The 17228-nt window shown below is 66.3% G+C and carries 21 protein-coding genes; 2 read left to right on the top strand and 19 right to left on the bottom strand.

The genetic code is table 11. From position 1 onward, the window contains the following. Positions 1-89: 89 nt before the first annotated feature. Positions 90-542, top strand: a complete 453-nt coding sequence (locus ACIPSE_RS01420; protein WP_401656159.1) for a hypothetical protein — start codon at positions 90-92, stop codon at positions 540-542. A 66-nt stretch (positions 543-608) separates the two neighbouring features. Here ACIPSE_RS01420 and ACIPSE_RS01415 read toward each other — a convergent pair whose 3' ends face one another. The 7 genes from ACIPSE_RS01415 to ACIPSE_RS01385 all read right to left on the bottom strand — a co-directional run bounded on the left by ACIPSE_RS01415 (position 609) and on the right by ACIPSE_RS01385 (position 3994). After that, positions 609-875, bottom strand: a complete 267-nt coding sequence (locus ACIPSE_RS01415) for a hypothetical protein (RefSeq protein WP_401656157.1) — start codon at positions 873-875, stop codon at positions 609-611. Next, on the bottom strand, positions 872-1087 hold the full coding sequence (locus ACIPSE_RS01410) for a hypothetical protein (protein WP_401656155.1): 216 nt from the start codon (positions 1085-1087) through the stop codon (positions 872-874). Before ACIPSE_RS01410 ends, ACIPSE_RS01415 begins: the two co-directional genes overlap by 4 nt. After that, positions 1084-1506, bottom strand: a complete 423-nt coding sequence (locus tag ACIPSE_RS01405) for an ATP-binding protein (RefSeq protein ID WP_401656153.1) — start codon at positions 1504-1506, stop codon at positions 1084-1086. The genes ACIPSE_RS01410 and ACIPSE_RS01405 overlap by 4 nt, the downstream gene beginning before the upstream one ends. A 158-nt stretch (positions 1507-1664) precedes the next feature. After that, on the bottom strand, positions 1665-2513 hold the full coding sequence (locus ACIPSE_RS01400; protein WP_401656151.1) for a helix-turn-helix domain-containing protein: 849 nt from the start codon (positions 2511-2513) through the stop codon (positions 1665-1667). Positions 2514-2520: 7 nt separating this feature from the next. Then, complete coding sequence (locus ACIPSE_RS01395; RefSeq protein ID WP_401656149.1) at positions 2521-3045, bottom strand: DUF6879 family protein; 525 nt, start codon at positions 3043-3045, stop codon at positions 2521-2523. Then, a complete protein-coding gene (locus ACIPSE_RS01390) occupies positions 3017-3259 on the bottom strand; it encodes a hypothetical protein (protein WP_401656147.1) in 243 nt (80 codons plus the stop codon). The genes ACIPSE_RS01395 and ACIPSE_RS01390 overlap by 29 nt, the downstream gene beginning before the upstream one ends. A 234-nt stretch (positions 3260-3493) precedes the next feature. Beyond that, complete coding sequence (locus tag ACIPSE_RS01385) at positions 3494-3994, bottom strand: hypothetical protein (RefSeq protein ID WP_401656145.1); 501 nt, start codon at positions 3992-3994, stop codon at positions 3494-3496. A gap of 89 nt (positions 3995-4083) precedes the next feature. On the opposite strand from ACIPSE_RS01385, the gene ACIPSE_RS01380 reads away from it, so the two are divergent. Beyond that, positions 4084-4341 (top strand): hypothetical protein, encoded by a 258-nt coding sequence (locus tag ACIPSE_RS01380; RefSeq protein ID WP_401656143.1) that lies wholly within the window; start codon positions 4084-4086, stop codon positions 4339-4341. Positions 4342-4423: 82 nt separating this feature from the next. On the opposite strand, the gene ACIPSE_RS01375 is transcribed toward ACIPSE_RS01380, so the two are convergent. The 12 genes from ACIPSE_RS01375 to ACIPSE_RS01320 form a co-directional block, all read right to left on the bottom strand. Beyond that, the gene (locus tag ACIPSE_RS01375) at positions 4424-5302 is read right to left on the bottom strand and encodes a peptidoglycan-binding protein (protein ID WP_401656141.1); all 879 of its coding nucleotides are present in this window, start codon (positions 5300-5302) and stop codon (positions 4424-4426) included. An 88-nt stretch (positions 5303-5390) separates the two neighbouring features. After that, positions 5391-5705, bottom strand: a complete 315-nt coding sequence (locus ACIPSE_RS01370) for a hypothetical protein (protein WP_401656139.1) — start codon at positions 5703-5705, stop codon at positions 5391-5393. Positions 5706-5716: 11 nt separating this feature from the next. Continuing rightward, entirely contained in the window at positions 5717-5938 is a 222-nt protein-coding gene (locus ACIPSE_RS01365; protein ID WP_401656137.1) for a hypothetical protein, read from the bottom strand. A 1-nt stretch (position 5939) separates the two neighbouring features. Continuing rightward, the gene (locus tag ACIPSE_RS01360; RefSeq protein ID WP_401656135.1) at positions 5940-6278 is read right to left on the bottom strand and encodes a hypothetical protein; all 339 of its coding nucleotides are present in this window, start codon (positions 6276-6278) and stop codon (positions 5940-5942) included. 101 nt (positions 6279-6379) lie between these two features. After that, on the bottom strand, positions 6380-7300 hold the full coding sequence (locus tag ACIPSE_RS01355) for a hypothetical protein (RefSeq protein ID WP_401656133.1): 921 nt from the start codon (positions 7298-7300) through the stop codon (positions 6380-6382). 77 nt (positions 7301-7377) lie between these two features. Further along, positions 7378-8154: a hypothetical protein gene (locus ACIPSE_RS01350; protein WP_401656131.1), complete on the bottom strand. Its 777-nt coding sequence runs from the start codon at positions 8152-8154 to the stop codon at positions 7378-7380. Between the two features lie 103 nt (positions 8155-8257). Then, a complete protein-coding gene (locus ACIPSE_RS01345; protein WP_401656129.1) occupies positions 8258-9490 on the bottom strand; it encodes a hypothetical protein in 1233 nt (410 codons plus the stop codon). A gap of 29 nt (positions 9491-9519) precedes the next feature. Next, on the bottom strand, positions 9520-10551 hold the full coding sequence (locus ACIPSE_RS01340) for a hypothetical protein (RefSeq protein ID WP_401656126.1): 1032 nt from the start codon (positions 10549-10551) through the stop codon (positions 9520-9522). 15 nt (positions 10552-10566) lie between these two features. After that, positions 10567-11745: a siphovirus ReqiPepy6 Gp37-like family protein gene (locus tag ACIPSE_RS01335; protein ID WP_401656124.1), complete on the bottom strand. Its 1179-nt coding sequence runs from the start codon at positions 11743-11745 to the stop codon at positions 10567-10569. A 6-nt stretch (positions 11746-11751) separates the two neighbouring features. Next, positions 11752-12687 (bottom strand): phage distal tail protein, encoded by a 936-nt coding sequence (locus ACIPSE_RS01330; protein ID WP_401656122.1) that lies wholly within the window; start codon positions 12685-12687, stop codon positions 11752-11754. A 21-nt stretch (positions 12688-12708) separates the two neighbouring features. Continuing rightward, positions 12709-16779 carry a peptidoglycan DD-metalloendopeptidase family protein gene (locus tag ACIPSE_RS01325; protein WP_401656120.1) on the bottom strand — a complete coding sequence of 1357 codons (4071 nt, stop codon included), beginning with the start codon at positions 16777-16779 and terminating at the stop codon, positions 12709-12711. An 8-nt stretch (positions 16780-16787) separates the two neighbouring features. After that, positions 16788-17195: a hypothetical protein gene (locus ACIPSE_RS01320; protein WP_401656118.1), complete on the bottom strand. Its 408-nt coding sequence runs from the start codon at positions 17193-17195 to the stop codon at positions 16788-16790. Between the last annotated feature and the right edge of the window lie 33 nt (positions 17196-17228).

Raw genomic sequence — 17228 nt, 5'->3', positions numbered from 1 at the left:
TTAGTGTCGGATCCATGAATTTAAATAGCCCAAGAGGTATCCCGCCGCTCCCGTCAGGACCTCCGGAGAAGCCAGGATTCTGGCGCTCTATGTCGACGCGGAAGAAGGTGGCCGTCGTCGCTCTGGCCGCTGTCCTCGTCGGTGCTGCCGTGTGGATCGGTGCAGCTCAGTCGGTTGATGTGGAGGTGCAGAACTCCGCTTCTGCGGAGCCGGAGGTCACCGTCGACGATGGCCTCCAGGCGTGCGCGGATAGCTGGAACGACAACAACTCGAATAAGACGAGTGTGGCCTCAATTACTACGGCAGCGCAGGCGGAAAACCCGACGGCCTATGTCCACGTCGGGTTCAGTTCTGCATTTCCGGACAGGTGCATGATTACGGTCGGCAACCCGTCCACGCTGTATGCCCAGCAATACCTTCAGGGCGGTGGATCCGAGTGGCCCGTGGCACCTGCCTGGACCGGATCGGTCAACGCTCTCGACTCCTCGAACCTCCCGTGGAACGCGAGGATGGCAACGGACGGAACGATCATCGTGCTGTGACGAGAGGCTCCGGCTGCCGTTCTGTGGCGACCGGAGCCTCTCTCCTCGCGGGTAGGGGGGAGCCGGTCAGTCGGCCTCTACTCCGCGAGGGGTTCGGGGGAACTGGATGACCCGGGGCCGGGTGTCCATCCGCTCCATGGAGCGCTCGTGCATGACGAGCAGCTCCTGTACGCACTCCCGGCACGCGTGCAGAGGAGTTTCGCCCTCCTCGCTCCGGATCTCACCGATGCGGGTCACCTGTGTGCCCTTGCGGGGGCATCGGAAGCAGGAACCCAACTCGTACTCGTACGCCGAGAGGAGCACGCTCATGCGGTCTTCCGGTATGCGGGTCACAGCTCCTCCTCGCGGCGCCTGAGCCGCTCCTCGCGCGAGACGGTGATCTCCAGGCACCCGACGTCAGGAGCCGTCCACAGGTCTGTCCAGGAGTGCAGGGGGCGCAGGACGTACGTACCGGCCCTGATGTCGGTGACGATCCCCTCCCGGCCCGCGTTGGAGTCGTGCACCTGATCCCCGACCCACGCCGTCGTCCGCGTCTGCTCACTCATGCGGCCGGCCTACAGAACAGCTCGGCCCAGACCTGCTTGCCCCAGCGGTACATGTCGGTGCCCCAGCGCTCGGCCAGGGCGTCGATCAGGAGGAGTCCCCGGCCGCAGGTCATCAGGTCGTCGCCCGGCTTGGTCATCTCCGGCATGACGCGGGCCCTGTCGACCACGCCGATCCGCACGAACCTCTCGCTCGGTCTGGAGACGACGACCCGGATGTGTCGGGCGTTGGTGTGCTTCACCGCGTTGGCCACCAACTCGGTTACTACGAGAGTCCCGGCATCCGTCAGCTCGTCCAGGTGCCAGGTGGCGAGCGCCGTCCTCACGAGCTTGCGGGCGGCCTCGGCGCTCTCCTCCAGGCCGGGGAGGGTCTCGGAGTATCCGGGGTGCCCTGTCGGGCGGGATGAGGTGGTCAATGGCATCGGGACCTCGTCGGCTGTCGAACGTCCAGGGACGCCGCCTGACTGTGCGTCATAGACCGTTCAAGAGGTGCGAGATGACCCGACAGCAAGCGGTGTGCTGCGACGGTAGGGAAGGCGCGAACGATGCCTCCACGCTTTTCTATGGTTTTCTACGAGTCCTACCCCAGATGGGCAATGGCAGCCGTGATCAAGTCCCGTGCCGCGCTGCCGTATACGGCCATGTCCGCCATCTCCTTGGAGGCCCGGACGTACTGCTCGACCTCGCCGGGAGCGGTGATTTTCACGGCCGCTGACAGCAGTTCGACGTGGACCCGGGCATCGTCGAAGACGTTGAAGGTCTCCAGGGTCCAGAGCGGGCGTGAGGCGGAGAAGGGGATCACGCCGAGGCTGACCGAGGGCAGGGACATCAGCGTGAGCAGATAGCCCAGTTGGCCCGCCATGGTCTCGGCATCGCCTACCTGGTACCGGAGGACGGACTCCTCGATCAGCACGGAGAATCGGTTGCCGTTGATGAAGAGCACCCGGGACCGACGCATCCGGGCCTCCACCGCCTCCTCCACGTCGTTCGGCGTCCGGTGGAAACGGGAGATCGAGTTGAGGAGCGCCGTGGCGTACGAGGGCGTCTGGAGGAGTCCGGGGACCACGGTGGAGCAGTAGATCCGGAACAGCCGGGTGCGCTCGTACAGCTCGACCCGGGACTCCTGGAGGTGCCGCAGGCCGGTGCGCTGCACCCGGCGCCACTCCATGTACATCGAATCGGCGGACTGTGCGGAGGCCACCAGGTCGTTCGCCGCGCTCTCAGCTCCGCAGGCCGCGCACCAGACCCGGATGTCGGCTATCGACGGAGGAGTCCGGGCGTGCTCGATGCGGGAGACCTTGGACGGGTACCAGTCCAGCCGCCCTGCAAGCTCTGTGGCCGTCAGACCTGCCTCCTTGCGGATCTCCCGCAGGCGGGCGGCGAGCTGGCGCCGGGCAGCTTGTACGGCGGCTGTCGGTGACTCGGTCATTCCTCGCTCAGGTGCTGTAGCTGTCGTGCGGGAGGGCTCTGTTCCAGATGCTCTCGAACGCCTCGGAGACGCTCTTGATCAGGGTGCGGTCGTCGCTGAGGGTATGGCCCACGAAGGTCCCGTCACCGGAGAAGAGACCGAAGCGGATCAGGTCGGTGTCGAAGAGCCAGAGGTCGTTGCCCGGGATCAGCAGGTCCGAGGCGAACCGACGCGGAAGCCACCGGACCTCCTCCCCGGCCAGGACGTTCTGGAAGGTGGACGCGTGCTCGTACTTCACGTACTCCGAGAGGGGTTCAGAGACGACTCGGGCCCGGCGGACCCTCACGCCCCGCTCCACGGCCTCGGCCACGGAGGTGTGGAAGTCGTTCCACCACTCGTCCCGGTTCTCCGGGGTGTGCCGATGGCCGGCTCGCCAGGCGGCGAAGTCCTCGTCCTCGTTCTCGACCCCGTAAACGTCCCTGGTCTCCAGGTGGACGGCGCTGTGACGGCAGTTCGCCAGGAGGTCAGCGAACGGCGGAACCGGCTGCGACATCACACGCCTCCCTGATCGCCTCCACCATGCGCGCCGGGAGTCGGACGACCGCCTCGGTGTCGGGGATGCCGCCCGTCTCCAGGCACTCCCGCTCCGTCTCCGCATCCGCCTTCCAACCCTGGACGACGAAGTCCCCGCTCTTCTCGTCGACCCAGACGGTCGGGCAGTTGTCCCCGTTGGTCTCCGGGTCTTTCGCGATGAACCGTAGCGTCATGGCTCTCCCCAAGTCCTTTAGCTTCTACAGACTTCTATGACCGTCACCCATGAGGGCCTCACGGTCAAGACCGCCTGAACGCAAAGAAGGCCCCCTCACGGCCGAAGCCGGAGGGGGCGATCTGAGATCGGGCGATCAGCCCTTCGGGACACACGGAGCGTCCCAGGTGGTCTTGTTCGAGGGCGACCGTGGTGGACTTCGTTATCGACTTGGAGGACTGATCAGGACGGCTTCCTACGGAACATTGCCGTCCTCTTCCAGAGCGGCGCGGGCCGCTTCGATGAAGTCTCGCAGCCGCTCTGCCACTTCAAGCCCGTGCATGGCCGGGACGGGTACCTCTTCGGTGCGAATCTTGTGGCTCAGGCGGCTTGCTGCCGCACAGACGTCACGCGCCGTCGCAGCAACACTCTCAGGACCCCAGATCACGATCGGGTGTAGCAGATCATCCAAGGCCCTGGCCTGCGAATGGACGTCTGATGTGCCTTGCATGTGTGCTTGCCCGAGCGCTTTGACGAACCGCTGTCCTCCGGCCATGAAGTCCGTATAGCACTTGGCGCGTGGCTCCCGCCGTTCACGGATGCTCTCAGACCGGCGCTGACGCATTGCCTCGTACTGCTGTGCCGTGAGTTGCTGACGGGTCGTTTTGAGGTTGAACCAACTCGTGCCTATGGCCGTCAGTCCGGCCAACCCACCGCCGATGGCCGCACCCAAGACGGCCGCAACTCCAGCATCCACGACAAGATTCTTACCAGGTTGCCGACGCCAGTCAGCGGGACGGAGGTACGTTGAGCGCTCTGTCGAGCCTGTATGACCCGGAGGTCTGTATGGCTGATCAGCCGCTCAAAGCGCACTTCGTTGCCGATCCGATCGAGCTTCCCGATGGTCGAAGAGTCCGAGTCAGCGCGTACCCGGACGGCAGCATCCGGTTCCGGGTGGACGGCCTGCCGTACGTCCTCACCGAGGCGTACCTCAGCGGGAACCCTGAGAAGGATAAGGCGATCGTGAAGCTTTCGCCTGGCAAGCAGGGCAGCAACGCCGCGTACAACTACGTCGAAGAGCTGGAGAAGAGGAACCAGCGCTAGACGCACGAAAGCGCCCCCGACCTCCACGAGGAGATCGGGGGCGCTTGGCGTATTGCGCCAGAGGTGCGAGGTAGGTACCAGATTAGACGTTCGGGACCTTGAGAGCGGCCCACGAGGTCGGCCCCGGCGGCCACTTGGCGGCCGGGCCGGTGAAGCCCAACTTGCGCTGGAACTTCTCGTACGAGTCGACGTCGGCTTGGCCGAGCTTGGGGCCGGGGCCCTCCTTGTACAGGCCGCAGCCCTCGGCCACGAGGCTCTTGCCCATGGCCGTGAAGATGGGGGTGGACTTGCCCAGGGCGGGCTTCGAGCCGCTCATGAAGAAGGACTGGCCCGGGAAGGGCTCGTACTTCGCGGTGCTGGTGGAGGGCTTGACCGTCAGAAAGTCGGGCCAGAAGCCCGGGTCCGTGTGGTCATTCTCCGGGACCTGGGCGTGGGCGTACCAGCCGCTCCTGATCCGCCAGATCCGCTCGTCACGCTTCGGCGTGAAGCCGTCGGGCTTCCCCATCGGCCAGGAGTCCGCCACGCCCCAGGAGGCCACCCAGGCATGCAGCTCGTCCCACCCCTTGCACGGGGTGTCGGTGAGCTTCTCGTACGTCTTCCCGCCGACCCGGCACCAAGGGAAGAAGAGCGCCTCCACCTGGATGACAACCGAGCCGGCCCGGTTGGTCCGGGTCCCTCCGGCCAGATCCCGCAGCGACAGGGAGCGGGAGTTGGCCGGGAAGAACTGGACGACCTTGCCCGTGAACGGGTCCCACAGGACATGGGGAGCGACTTGGCGCCCGGCCGAGTTGGAGCCGAAGTACGAGCGCAGGTTGGCGTACGGGACGAGGTCCTGGGGCTTGGCCTTCGTGGCGGAGCGGTCCCAGGTCACGTGTGCCACCGCCTTAGCGGGGCCGCCGTCGGTGGGGGCGTGGTCTCCTACATCCAGGCGCTCGGCGCCGGGCATCCAGAGGTCAGGCATGGGGCCTCCTTCGAGGTCTGGCGGGAATGAGGACGGCCCCTCCGGTGCCGTTACGCGTTACCCGGAGGGGCCGTCAGGGGGAAGCGGCTCAGGAGGCCGTGGGAGGGCCTTCGGGGTTCTCCCGGAGGTACCGGAGATACGAGAAGAACCGCACCAGGAGGAGGGCGTCGATCGCGGCCAGGAAGCCGATGCCGATGACCGCGTCCCAGAATGACTCGGGGTGCGCACCGCGGATTCCCAGCAGCACGAGGGAGCGCGCGTACAGCAGGCCGATGATGATGACCCACCAGGACGCGTTGATCTCGACCATCCGGAAGAAGCGCCGGGGCCGGTGCAGGACGAGGAACCCGACCGAGGCGGCCAGGCCGATGCCGAGCAGGACGTAGAGGACGAGGACGTACATGGAGCCTCCTCTCAACCGTCGCTGAGCCGGCCGAGGACAATGCCCTCGATCCAGTCGCTGTAGCGGTTCGCTCTGTTGTGGGCTCTGAGCTGCTCCTCCACCCGGCGGCTCTCGGTGAGCTTGGCCTCGACCTCAGGCTGGTGGGCCTGGGCCCGCTGGAGGGACTTCTCGGCGGCCCTCTTCGCGGTCTCCGCCTCGGGAGACGTGTGTACCTGTCGGGTGAAGGGCCACATCTCAGACGCTCCCGCGCAGTTGGGGCCGGTGTCCCAGCTCTTCGAGGAGGTGGGTGAGGGTTTTGCCCTGCTCCACTGCGACGTCCCCGCGCTCTTCGGCCTTCGCGAGCTGCTCGCGGGTGAGCTGGTGGGCCTCGCGTTCCTTCTCGAACGCCTCGCGCCACTTGTCCCTGTCGGCCGTGAGGTTGGTCATGACGTACTTCGGGACGATCACGCCGAGGATCAGCAGGACGACGACCACGCCGACGATGCCGTACTGGGCGAACTGGCCGATGAGCTTGCCGATGTTGGGGCCCGAGTCCTCGGCTGCGGCCAGGGATCTGAGCGGCTCAGGTATCAACGGGGGACCTCCTCGCGGGGTGTGCGCAGGAGGACCCGGCGCTGTGGGGGCATACGTGAGCCACGGCAGGTAGCCACAGATTCGGGGGATATGTCAGGCCTTTAGTCTTCTGACTCGGTATCCAGGACTTGGAAGCCAGTCACGGTTACGGTCTGCGGTGGAGTTTCCAATGCCCAGGGGTTCTGGACGCCCGCCGCCTTGACTTCAGCCGCGCTTTCCAGTGACAGAAGGCAAAACGGGCAGTGCAGGGCATCCATGTGAAGCCGAGGATCGAGCTTGGTGTCCCTCGACGGTTGGACCTGCAACATGGCGGTGCCTCCGCAACAGGGGCACCCGACGGTGGCAAGGATGTAGTAATGAGACCTGTTCGGTCCTCTGAAATGGCTCATGTCGAATGGGTATGGCGTGGAGGAAGGCTGCGCGAGCGCCCGCTCTCGTGCAGTGTCAGGTAGGCCCGCGAAGCGGTCTTCGAAGCGATGCCAAGATTGCCTGATCCGAATCTCGACATCTCGTTCGACCTCGCTGCGCTGCTCATCGACGGCAATGATCACCGCACTCGACCAGCGCTCCCAGAAGTCGCCGATGTCTATGTCCACCTTCTTGAGTAGAATCCATGAGCTTTCAACAAAGGCTGGAAGTAGGGATTTAGCCCTGTCTCCCGTCGAGGTGTGAGCGGTGCCGTTGCGAAGTTCGATGAGCATGTCGAGCTGAGGGTCGGGCGGCAGTATGCCCAGAGTGCGGAGCCGCTTGATGGCGTCTTTGGCGCCGACCGTGCGGACCTTGTCCTCGCTCAACTCAAGGTGTCCACCTAGATACAGGAGCATGTCTGGATTCCCGTTGCGCATCTCTAGCAGGTAGACAGGATTCATCGAGACCAGAACCGCCTTGGCGAGCTTCTCGATGGCGACACCGCCTTGCAGAGCAAAATTGTCGTATTCGCCTCGTCCATGCTCGTCCATGGCTCGGTGAGCAGCCTTCTTTGCGCCTCCGAAGAAGCTCTCGAAAGAGAGGAAGTCGTCCATGCTAGGACAGTAATCGCACCTGTACTACAGGTGCGATCGATTTGGGTGATCCGGTTCCACTGGCGCCTCGGCAGGACTCAGTGTCGCGGGAACGGCCGCTTCACCTCGCTGAGGGGGTCTGCAAAGGCGTCGAACTCCTTGACCCTCTTCATGGCGAGCGGGGGCCAGGAGAACGTCTCCCGTACGGGCCACAGCGTCTGTACATAGGGAGCGAAGTCACCGTGCCCGATTTCGTACCGCAGCCCCTTGGGGCCGGCTGCCATGAGCTGAAGCACCGCGAAGCCGATCCGCATGGTCACCACGGTGACCCACCGCTCGAACTCCTGCCCGTCCTCTGTGCGGTCTCGGTTCCTGCTCGGCATGGAGCGGTGCTCGATGGGGCTCGGGCCGTTGAGATAGTTGGGTTGCATCCTGTAGGCGCAGAACACCTTCATCTCATCGGCAGGTGCCCGATCCCGGTACAGGTCCGTGAAGAGTTCGGCTGGTACAAGGGGTGGTTTCTGAGCATGCAAGACCTGGCACATCAGGGCGGTCTTGACAGTCCAGGTCGCCAGTACCTCTTGAGCCTCCGGCGGCAGCTCTGTGATCTCGCCCTTGATCATGGGGAGCAGGTATGGCTGGACTCGGCCTTCAAGCGCGCTCATCCAGCCGCTGTTGCACGGCTCGCACACGGCCTTGACCTGGGTGGTGAGGATGCGGCCGGAGTGGAGTCGCAGACCTTTGTGATCGGAGTGGGAGACCATGGTTGCGCGCTCAGTGGGCGGGACCTCAGGGAATCCCTGGGCCAACCAGCGGGGATAGACATGCTCGTTGGTAACGGGCGTACCGCCGCAGAACACACAGGAACGGGCCATGTGGCGACGATATCCGTAGTCGGGATTCCGAGTTCAGAATTGTGGGAGCTGGCCTGGGGCGCACCACCCCCCCCAGGAACCGTCCCGGGCTGGAGCACGGGGCTCAGGCGGCCCGGGTGAGCTGGAGCATCGAGTTCGCGCGCACGATGGTGGCCGTGGCGTCGGTGGCGTTCTGGGCCCACCGGAACTGGACGTTGCCCGCCGTGGACGAGGTGACCACAGTGGCCCAGATCTGGAAGGCGACCTGGGTGGTTCCTCCGGGCGCCGAGTAGACATCGACGTCGGTGTTCAGGCCGGAGGTCCCGGTCTGGTCGGCCCACCGAAGAACCGTGCCGGACGGGACAGTCCAGTCGAACTTGATGTCCCCCGTGGTCCCGCCCGAGAAGACGCAGAGCAGGAACAAGCCGTACGTCGCGTTCGCGACCACCGGCAGGAAGAGGTGGGTGTCGTTGCCGAGCGTCGTGGTCGACGTCTTCGACTGGTCGGCCGTCTTCCGCGCGAACTGCATCTGTCCCACACCGGTGACCGAGAGGCTGCCCGAAACGGCCAGCGAGCCGGAGACGTTGAGAGTGCCCCCGAGGCCGCTCGCTGAGGTGAGGCCGGAGACGGACCCGCCGCTCCCGGTGAAGGCGAGCCCGGAGTTCGACAGCGTGGCGTACGACGGGTCGACGCCGCTCGACGTCGACACGTACACCGAGCCGTCCTTGACCTCGACCGCCTGAGTCGGGGCGGTGGTGTTGATCCCGAGGCGCTTGTTCACCTCGTCGTACGCGGAGTTCGCCCCGAGGAAGATCTTCCCCTTCGTGGCGTGCGAGGTGGAGTTGAGCGTCAGGTTCGCTGCGGAGGCCGTGCCGCCTCTGACCGTAGGACTCGAAGTCGTGCCGGTGATCCCGAGATCACCGCTGACGGTGCCGCCGATGAGCGGGAGGAACCCGTCGGCGTACTGCTTCGTGGCCGCGCCGAGAGCCGTGGCCGGGTCGGCGTCGAGGATCAGCGGGCCAGCCAGGGTGCCGCCGGACTTGTCGAGCTTGTCGATCCGCAGCTCTGCGATGGCGTCGCCGAGGTCCGTGGCCTGCATGAGAACGCGGCTGGGGGAGCCGAAGTCCAGGTACATCGTGGTGACGTTGTCCGGGCCGTAGAACCCGATCACGGAGTTGGCGTCGGACGTCACGGTCGTACTGGGGGTGCCACTCAGGTCGGTCAGGTCGGTGAGCTGGGTACCGCCGCTCAGCGCGTCCCAGGCGGTGCCGACGGACCCCGGACGGAGCTTCATGTCCTCGCCGACCTGCTGAACAGTGACGTCAGAGGGGGAGAGGCCGAAGAGGTGGCGAGCCATGGGGCCCTCCTTGATCAGTAGGGCCCAGATCAGGCGATCTCGATGGTGCCGGTGATCGTCAGGACGTCATCGGTACGGATGTTGAAGGGGTCGTTCGTGAAGATGCTTCGGCTGTTGACGTCGGCAGTCGTGGCGGAGATCCCGTTGGACAGCGGTACGCGGATGCGCGCGATCTTGTTGGCCCCGTCCGTGGTCGGGAAGGTCATGGCCGTCCCGACGAAGGATTCGCCGCCGTTCGCGGATGCCTGGCTGTAGGCCACAGTGAACAGTTCGCGGGTGGAGCCCTGGGTGTTGAACGGCAGCGTGACGCGGACCGGGTCCGCATACCCCGGAGGATTCCCCGTGGGCTGGAGCTGGATCTTGACCCAGTAGATGTTCCCCGCAAGCCGCTTGTAGCGCCCTCGGTTGATGGAGCCCGCACCCCAGTCGATGGTGGTGCCGCCCGCGTCCCACACCGGCGTGTAGGTCTTGGCCGCCATGTCCTCGGCGGAGCCGAAGAAGTTCCACGCGCTGCCGTCACCCATGTAGATGTCCGTGCCGTTCAGGATCCGCACCTGGCCACGCACGGGAGGCCGCGTGTCCGAGGAGTTCCCGAGGATGACGGGCCGGCCCACGAACCACCGGGTGTCAGTGACCCCGGACGGCGGTACGACGGACGCTCCGGCGGCCACCGTGACCTGGGCGAGGGGAAGCTCCCAGGTGCCGTTCAGTGTCTGCGTCAGCGACGGGAAGCTGGTGCCGCCCGTCCGGTACTGGACGGAGACGGTGTCGGCGGAAGGATTCCGACGCAGGACGACGAGGTCCTTCCGAGCAGTCACACCACCGGAGTTCGTCGGCACGGAGACGTTCAGGGTGGCGTCATTCTTGAAATAGGTCCCCTGGATCCACGCTTCTCCGACCCCAACCGCGAGGGTTGAGGCGTTGGAGGCCGTCACGCGGAGGTCAGTGTCGGCCTCGCTGGTCGCATAGACGCCGTCCACCTGCGTCATGCGGAACATCGAGGACCACTGGTCCTCCGTGGCGATGCTGGAGGAGCCGAAGGGGAAGCTGCTCTGGGTCATGGCGGCCTCTCTGCGCTAGGACGGCTTGCGCGTCTCAAGGCGCCTGAGCCGGTTGAAGATGGCCCGGATGTACGCGTACTGCCGGGCGATGGCGTCCTTGTTGTCCGTGGCGTCCGTGGAGCCGACGGTGGCCTTGGCGACGTATCCGCTCTGCGCGTCAAAGCTGATGCTGACCTCGCGGATCACGTCGGTGATGAAGCCGTCCCGGACCTGGCACGAGACCTGATCGCCCACCGAGTAGTCCCGCCCGAACTGGAGGAGCGGCGTATCGGTAGGGGTCATGCTCAAGCTGCCCTGTGCGGCTCCGGCCGTGAGTGCTTCGTCGGCGGCCTGGGCCGCCTGGCTTGCCGCGTCGACTCCCGCAGAGTCGACATCGGTCTTGTCCACGAACTGCTCGATCCACGGGCCGGGGAAGGCCGGGTCCGCCCGGGTTACCACGGTGACCACGCGGGCGCTGGTGTTTCCTCCGGCCACGACGATGGCCTTCGTGCAGGTCGGGGCAGTCACCGAGTACGAGGCGTCCGCGAGATTGCCCAGACCGAACGAGAACTTCGCGGTGCCCGACAGGTCGGCCGGCTCGTAGACCTGGAACTGGAGGTAGCCGCCGACCTGGACGATCCGGAAGCCGAGGCCCGCCGTCTTGGCGATGTCCTGGAGGACCGTGAGGAGGCTGTCGAACTGGGTGAGCTGCTTCGTGATAGACGGCCCGTTCCCGCCGTCGGTCGCCAGCGTCAGGTTCGTGATCTTCCGGGCCGAGTGGGCGCCAGGGCCGATGTTGAGGTTTACCAGGGATCGCATTGCTGTCTCGGCCGCGACCCCGGAGATCTTGTACACGGGGTCCGTCTGGGAAGAGGCGGCGGCAGTGGGGTTGGGCCAGCAGGTAGTCCCGGCCAGAAGAGCCATGTCGTCGACACCGTTGACCGTGAGCTTGCCCGTGCCGCCGTCGCCGGACTCCCAGTTCGGCTCCCGGATCGGACCGGACATCAGCACCGTGGATCCGCGGCGGATCACTAGTCCGTTGCCCGGGATGAGCATCGCCGCCTTGGGGGAGTCCGCGGCGATGCTCAAGACGTACGCGCCGACCGCGTTGAAGCGCGGTGTGAGCGTCAGCGAGGTGAAGTCGTCGACCACCCCGACGATGGACAGTCTGTCGTCCCGGACCTGGACGGTGACGAAGGGCTCCTCCAACGTCATCACCCCCTACGCGGTCAGGAAGCGCGGCTGGTAGTCGAGCTGAACCACCGTGGTGCTATCCGTGCCGACAAGGGTCAGCGAGACGTCGTTCTCGTCGGGCTCCAGGCCCCACAGGACCGAGGCTGTGGCGAGGTTGGGCCACCAGTTCGTCGAGCCGTTCAGGACTGCCGTCTGGACTCGTTCGCGGGTGTCGACGACCAGGACGTCCGAGGAGCTGAGAGAGGCCGTCACAGAGAAGCTCAGGCCCGTGGTGTTGTTCGTGATGACCGCCGAGGTCATGGGCCCATTGATCGTCCAGACCGGGAAGCTCCTGGCGTCGCCGGGGTTCTCGATCGTGGTCTGTCCAAGGACCTGGGAGTCCCTCACGACCAGGGGCAGGACTGGGAAGAAGCTCCCGCTCGCCCCGGCGCCGTACTCCGCGTGCACCGGCTCTCCGAGCCAGTACGGGCTGGGGCACGAGAAGGTCAGTCCCACGAGCTGCCAGCGCAGGCCCGAGTTGCTCTCCCCGAAGTCGCCCTCGGCGCCGGAGGCGCAATACGCCTCGATCGTGCGGACCGAGCCATCTGCCTCGGCCATGGCCAGGGTGCCCAGCCCAAGGCGGGGGTTGAGTGTGCTGAAGAAGGACCGCTTACGGGCCATGAAGCCCGAGCGGCTGGTGTCGAAGAAGGCCACCGGGAGGAAGATCTCCCGGGGCCCTGCCCGAAGCCCCCGCAGAGTGTTGCCGTCGATCTGCGGAGAGGTATCCGTGTAGAAGTCGTAGCCCGGCAAGTCCAGGCCCCGGATACCGGGCTGGAGGAGCCAGCCGTTCTCCCAGTCGGACAGGAACGTCGTGCGTCCCCTGGTGTCCGTCCAGGACAGGCTGGGCACCTCCAGCGGGTCGATCGGCGGCGGGTTGATACCGCCGCCCGGGACGGTTCCGGAGGAGCGTACGAAGATCGGCATGGTTGCCCCTCCGGTTTCTGATCAGGCGATGACGAGAGAGCCGTTGATCGCCTGGTAGTCGCTCAGGGCGTTCATGACCGTCTGCCGGGTCGGCTTGTCCGTCGTGGTGGCGTAGAAGTTCACGTCGCCGCTTCGTCCCTCGCTGGAGCGGGTCATAGAGACCTGAGCACTGACGGCCATCTGCTGGGCGATCCGCATCGACTCCTGGTGCGGATAGACCTGAGCCGGCCGCTTGAAGCGGACCAGCTCCGGACCTTCCTCGCCGACCCAGGCGAACTCGCCCATGCTGGGGAAGCCGCCCTTGGCGTAGCCGCCCGGCCGGTTGTAGGCCCGGGACAGCGAGCCGTACGCCGCCAGGGCGTACCGCATCGACGAGTACACGTTGGCGAGCGGGTCGATCGACGTCCCGTAGAGGAACGGGCCCTTGTTCTTGAAGCGCCCCGCGTACGCCCGGAACGTGGGCCCGATGACCTGCATCAGGCCGACCGAGGGGTGCCCGGCCTGCCAGTTGCTGTCCCACTTGTTGACAGCCCGGGGGTTGCCCCCGCTCTCCTGGTTCATCCGGCGCAGGGTCGTCTGCACCAGTGATGACGGCTGATCGACCAGGCCCAGGGCCTGACGGACCACTCCGGCCCACCGCTCGACACCCGATCCAGGAGTGTTGAGAGCGCTGCCGCCACCGGTGAGGTACGGCATGGGATCCACCGGCTTGCCGTTGACCCGGGCCTCCAGATGGAGATGCGGGCCCGTGGTATTGCCGGTCGATCCCACGCGGCCGATCAGCGAGCCGGCCGAGATGGTCTCCTTGGCCTTCGCCACGATCTCGCTCATGTGGGCGTACAGCGAGGAGAGTCCGCCGCCGTGGTCGACGGTGAGGTGGTTGCCGTACGGTCCGGATCGGCTGACCGAGGAGACCCGGCCCGCAGCCACGGCCTTGATGGCCGTCCCGACGGCCTCCGGGAAGTCCAGGCCCGTGTGATACCCGGAGGACCACATGTGGCCCTTCACGCCGAACTTCGTGCCGTAGGCGGCGTTGACGGGCTTGACCCAGGAGCCGCCGCCCCCGACCTCCGCCTCCTTGCCCCGGATGAAGTCGACGACCTTGTCTGCCAGGACGACAGGGATGTTGCCGACGAGCTTGGACCAGATCTGGTTCTTGGTGTCGACCGTCAGCGACTTGACCCCGAGCAGGGTCTTCAGCGACTTCTCGGCTAGGTCGGCCACGCCGCCACGGGCCCAGTCGACCCCCTTCTCCAGCAGATCGACACCCTTGCCGACGACGTCCGTCACAGCGTTCGTGACGGGGTTGTCGGTCAGCTCGTCCCAGATGCCTCCACCCCAGAACGCGCGGTGGGGGAGACCCTGGTGCAGAAGGGCCTGAACCCCGGCCACACCGCCCGAACGGGCCGCCGCGTTGAGGGCGTTGATGCCGCCTCGGCCGACAGCCGCGGTGACCTCGGGCCTCATGATGGCCTCGCCGCCCGAGAGGTCCAGCATGCCGCCGGTCGGCGAGTAGAAGCGGTGGACGTCCCGGCCCGGCGTGTAGCCCGGCAGGATGCCGCCACGCGCGAAGCCCTTGGGGAGCTTCATCTCGTTGATCTCGCCGATGCCCGGGAGCTTGGCCGCCGTGGCGTTCCAGACCCTGCGCAGACCGTTGTTGAAGACGGTCTCCACCAGAAACTTCACCGGTGCCTTGGCGACATCCTTGAGCTTGCCCCAAGCCGACTTGACGCCATCGACAGCTGACTTGAAGAAGCCGACTACACCGTCCTTGAAGGTCCGGGCCCAGCCCGGAATGGTGTCGGTGAAGAACGTCTTCATCGGTGTGAGCGTGTGGCTCTTGATCGACTTCCAGGCGTCGGAGATGCCGTCGCGGATCTGACCCCAGTGCTTGACCACGAAGAGCGTTGCCAGCCCGATGGGGCCGGTGATGATGGCCAAGATCAGCGGCCAGTGATCCTTGACCCACTTCACGGTGGCTGAGAAGGCGTCCGGGATCGTCTTGGTGAAGAAGGGGATGAACCTGTCCGTGAACCAGCGGACGACCGCGAGGGCCGCCTCCTTCACGGCCTTCATGGCGCCTTTGACGATCTCGCGGAACGTCTCGGAGTGCTTGTACGCGTAGATCAGCCCGGCAGCCAGGCCGACGATGGCCAGGATGACCAACCCGATCGGGTTCGCGCTCATGACCAGGTTGAGAGCGCCTTGCGCTGCCGCCCAGCCCAGGGTCGCCAGTTGGACGATCTTCTGCCAGAGAGCCCATGCCTTCAGCGCCAGGACGATAGCCAGGACGCCCGTGGCGACGGACCCGAAGAGCACCTTGTGCTCGTCAACGAAGCCGAGGAAGTCCGCGATCGGCACAAGGGCGAGGCTGACCAGGTCTGCGGCCATCGGAAGGACAGCGCCCAGGCCGCCCACCAGGTCGTTCAGGAGATAGGAGCCGATGTCGAGGACGAGCGGCGCGAGCGGCTTGAGGGACTCCCAGATCTGGCGGCCCGCATCAGCGACGGGCCCCATCAGCGGCTTGAGCTGACCCAGTGCGCCAGGCAGCGCCTCACCGAGGCCACCGACCAGTTCCTGGACGGGCGCTCCGAGCCCGGAGACTATGACGCCGACGCCCTTGAGGGCGCTGCCGAGCAGTGGCGCTACCGTCGTCGCGATCTCGCCCGTGACCTCGAACAGAGCCTTGAGGCCACCCTGTACCTCGGGGCTCGAAACGACCTTGGCGATCTCCGCCGTGACCGTCTCCAGGACCCCGAGGGTTCCTCCGTCGGTGCCAGCTCCCGCCTCGAAGATCGAGCCGATGATGTCGAAGACGTTCTTGCCGACGTCTCCCAGTTCGCCGAGCAAGGAGACGGCCGTGTCGATGGCTCTCTCCATGGCGCCGGACTTGAACGCCTTGGTGAGCTTGGCGGAGACCTTGTCGGCGACTCCGGCCGCGCCCTCCGTGATGCGTTGGAAGGCGGGCTGAGCCGCCACGGCGACCTGGCCGAAAGCGGTGACGAGCTGGGCGGGGATGCGACTCAGCGGCGATAGGGACTTGGTGGCCCCGTCGAAGACCTGCTTGAGCATCCCGGTGCGGGCAAGGTTGTCGACGGCGGTCAGAGCGTTCTTGGCGACCTGGTTCAGGACGCCGGCCGTGCCCTCAAGGCCGCTTTCCAGGATCGGGAGAACGCGAGAGCCGACGTCTGTAAGCCGACCGCCTATGCCGTTGAGGAGGCGATCTTGGACGTCGAGCCGCAACGACTCCCAAGCGGGCTTCAGGGAGGCCACGTCTTCGACCAGGGCCCTCGCCTGGGGCGAGAGCTTGGCCATCGCCTCGGCGTATGCCTCGGGCGTCGTCGGGTTGAACGCCTGGCTGAATGCGTCTGAGAGCCCAGCGGTGCCGACCTTGACGGCGCCGATGGCCGAGCCGACAGCAGCGACCGCGGGGAGTGCGAGAGCTGCCGCCGGAGCGATGGCGGCGACCGTGTTGGCGACGGCTCCCACAACCGGGGCTGCGGAGCCGAGGAGCAGGACCTTGGAGGCCAAGCCCCCGATGGCACCTCCGGCAGAGGAGGCGACGCCGGTGATCCGCGAGATCAGGGACGAAGCCCGAGCGACCTGCGAGCCGTTTACGTTCGCGTGGATCGTCGTTCGGCGGTCGCGGGTCAGCAGCGAGAGCTGAGCCGCTGCCGCTGTGGTGTCCGCGTTGGCATTGATGACGACCGTGCGCGTCCTCGTGAGGACGTCCAGGTCGGTCATGACGGCCCGATAGGCGGACCGGTCGATGACGGGACGGACTGTGACGTCCAGGTCTCCACGGAGGCCGCGCAGCTCGGAGTCCAGGCCGGCTCTCATCGCCTGCCCGTAACGCCTGCCGATCTGGGCGCCCTTGGAGGCGGCAGACGCCTCAGCGGCGTCCAGGGAACGGCGGAGGGCGTTGTCGATCCCGGAGAAATCGAGCGACTGGGTGAGGGACCGGGACAGGGCGCGTCCCAGGTTCTCGCCCAGTCGCGCGACCGAGGGGGTCAGCGCAGCATCGGCCCGGGAGGCGAAGTCCGAGACGTCGGGGACGATCGAAGCAACGACGGATCCGACGTTGGTGGACATCGCGCCCCCTATCCAGTTGTGGACTCCTCGGCCGCCTGGGCCATGAGCCGGAGGTGCTCTTCGCGGGCCTGAGCAAGGCGTCTCGCGTACTCGGGGTCCGGGGTCGCACCCGGGCGGGTCGCCTCGCGGAAGTGGGCCTGGATGGCCGCCCGACGGGCCTTGCGGGCCTCGTCCTCGGCGAGCTGCTCGGGGGTCCGCAGATCCGGCAGAGTCCAGGGGACGACCTTGGGCGGCTTGCCCTCCAGGTGGGCCGCCCACATGACCTGGATCATGTGCTGCATCAGGCTCAGGGAGCTGGCCTGCATGTACTCCGCCTCGGTCCACCGGCGCCGGGTGTGGTCACCGGCCAGGGCCGAGCGGGTCATTGAGTCGTACGGGAGGGCCTCGACGAACTCCCAAAGCTCCAGCCACGTCATGGAGCCCGAGCCCCACTCGTTGCGGTGGAACTC

It is taken from the genome of Streptomyces sp. NPDC090106 (genome assembly GCF_044747265.1).
Lineage (GTDB): Bacteria > Actinomycetota > Actinomycetes > Streptomycetales > Streptomycetaceae > Streptomyces.
Note: the sequence above shows the minus strand (reverse complement) of the source record. Positions and strands in the feature narration are given on the sequence as shown.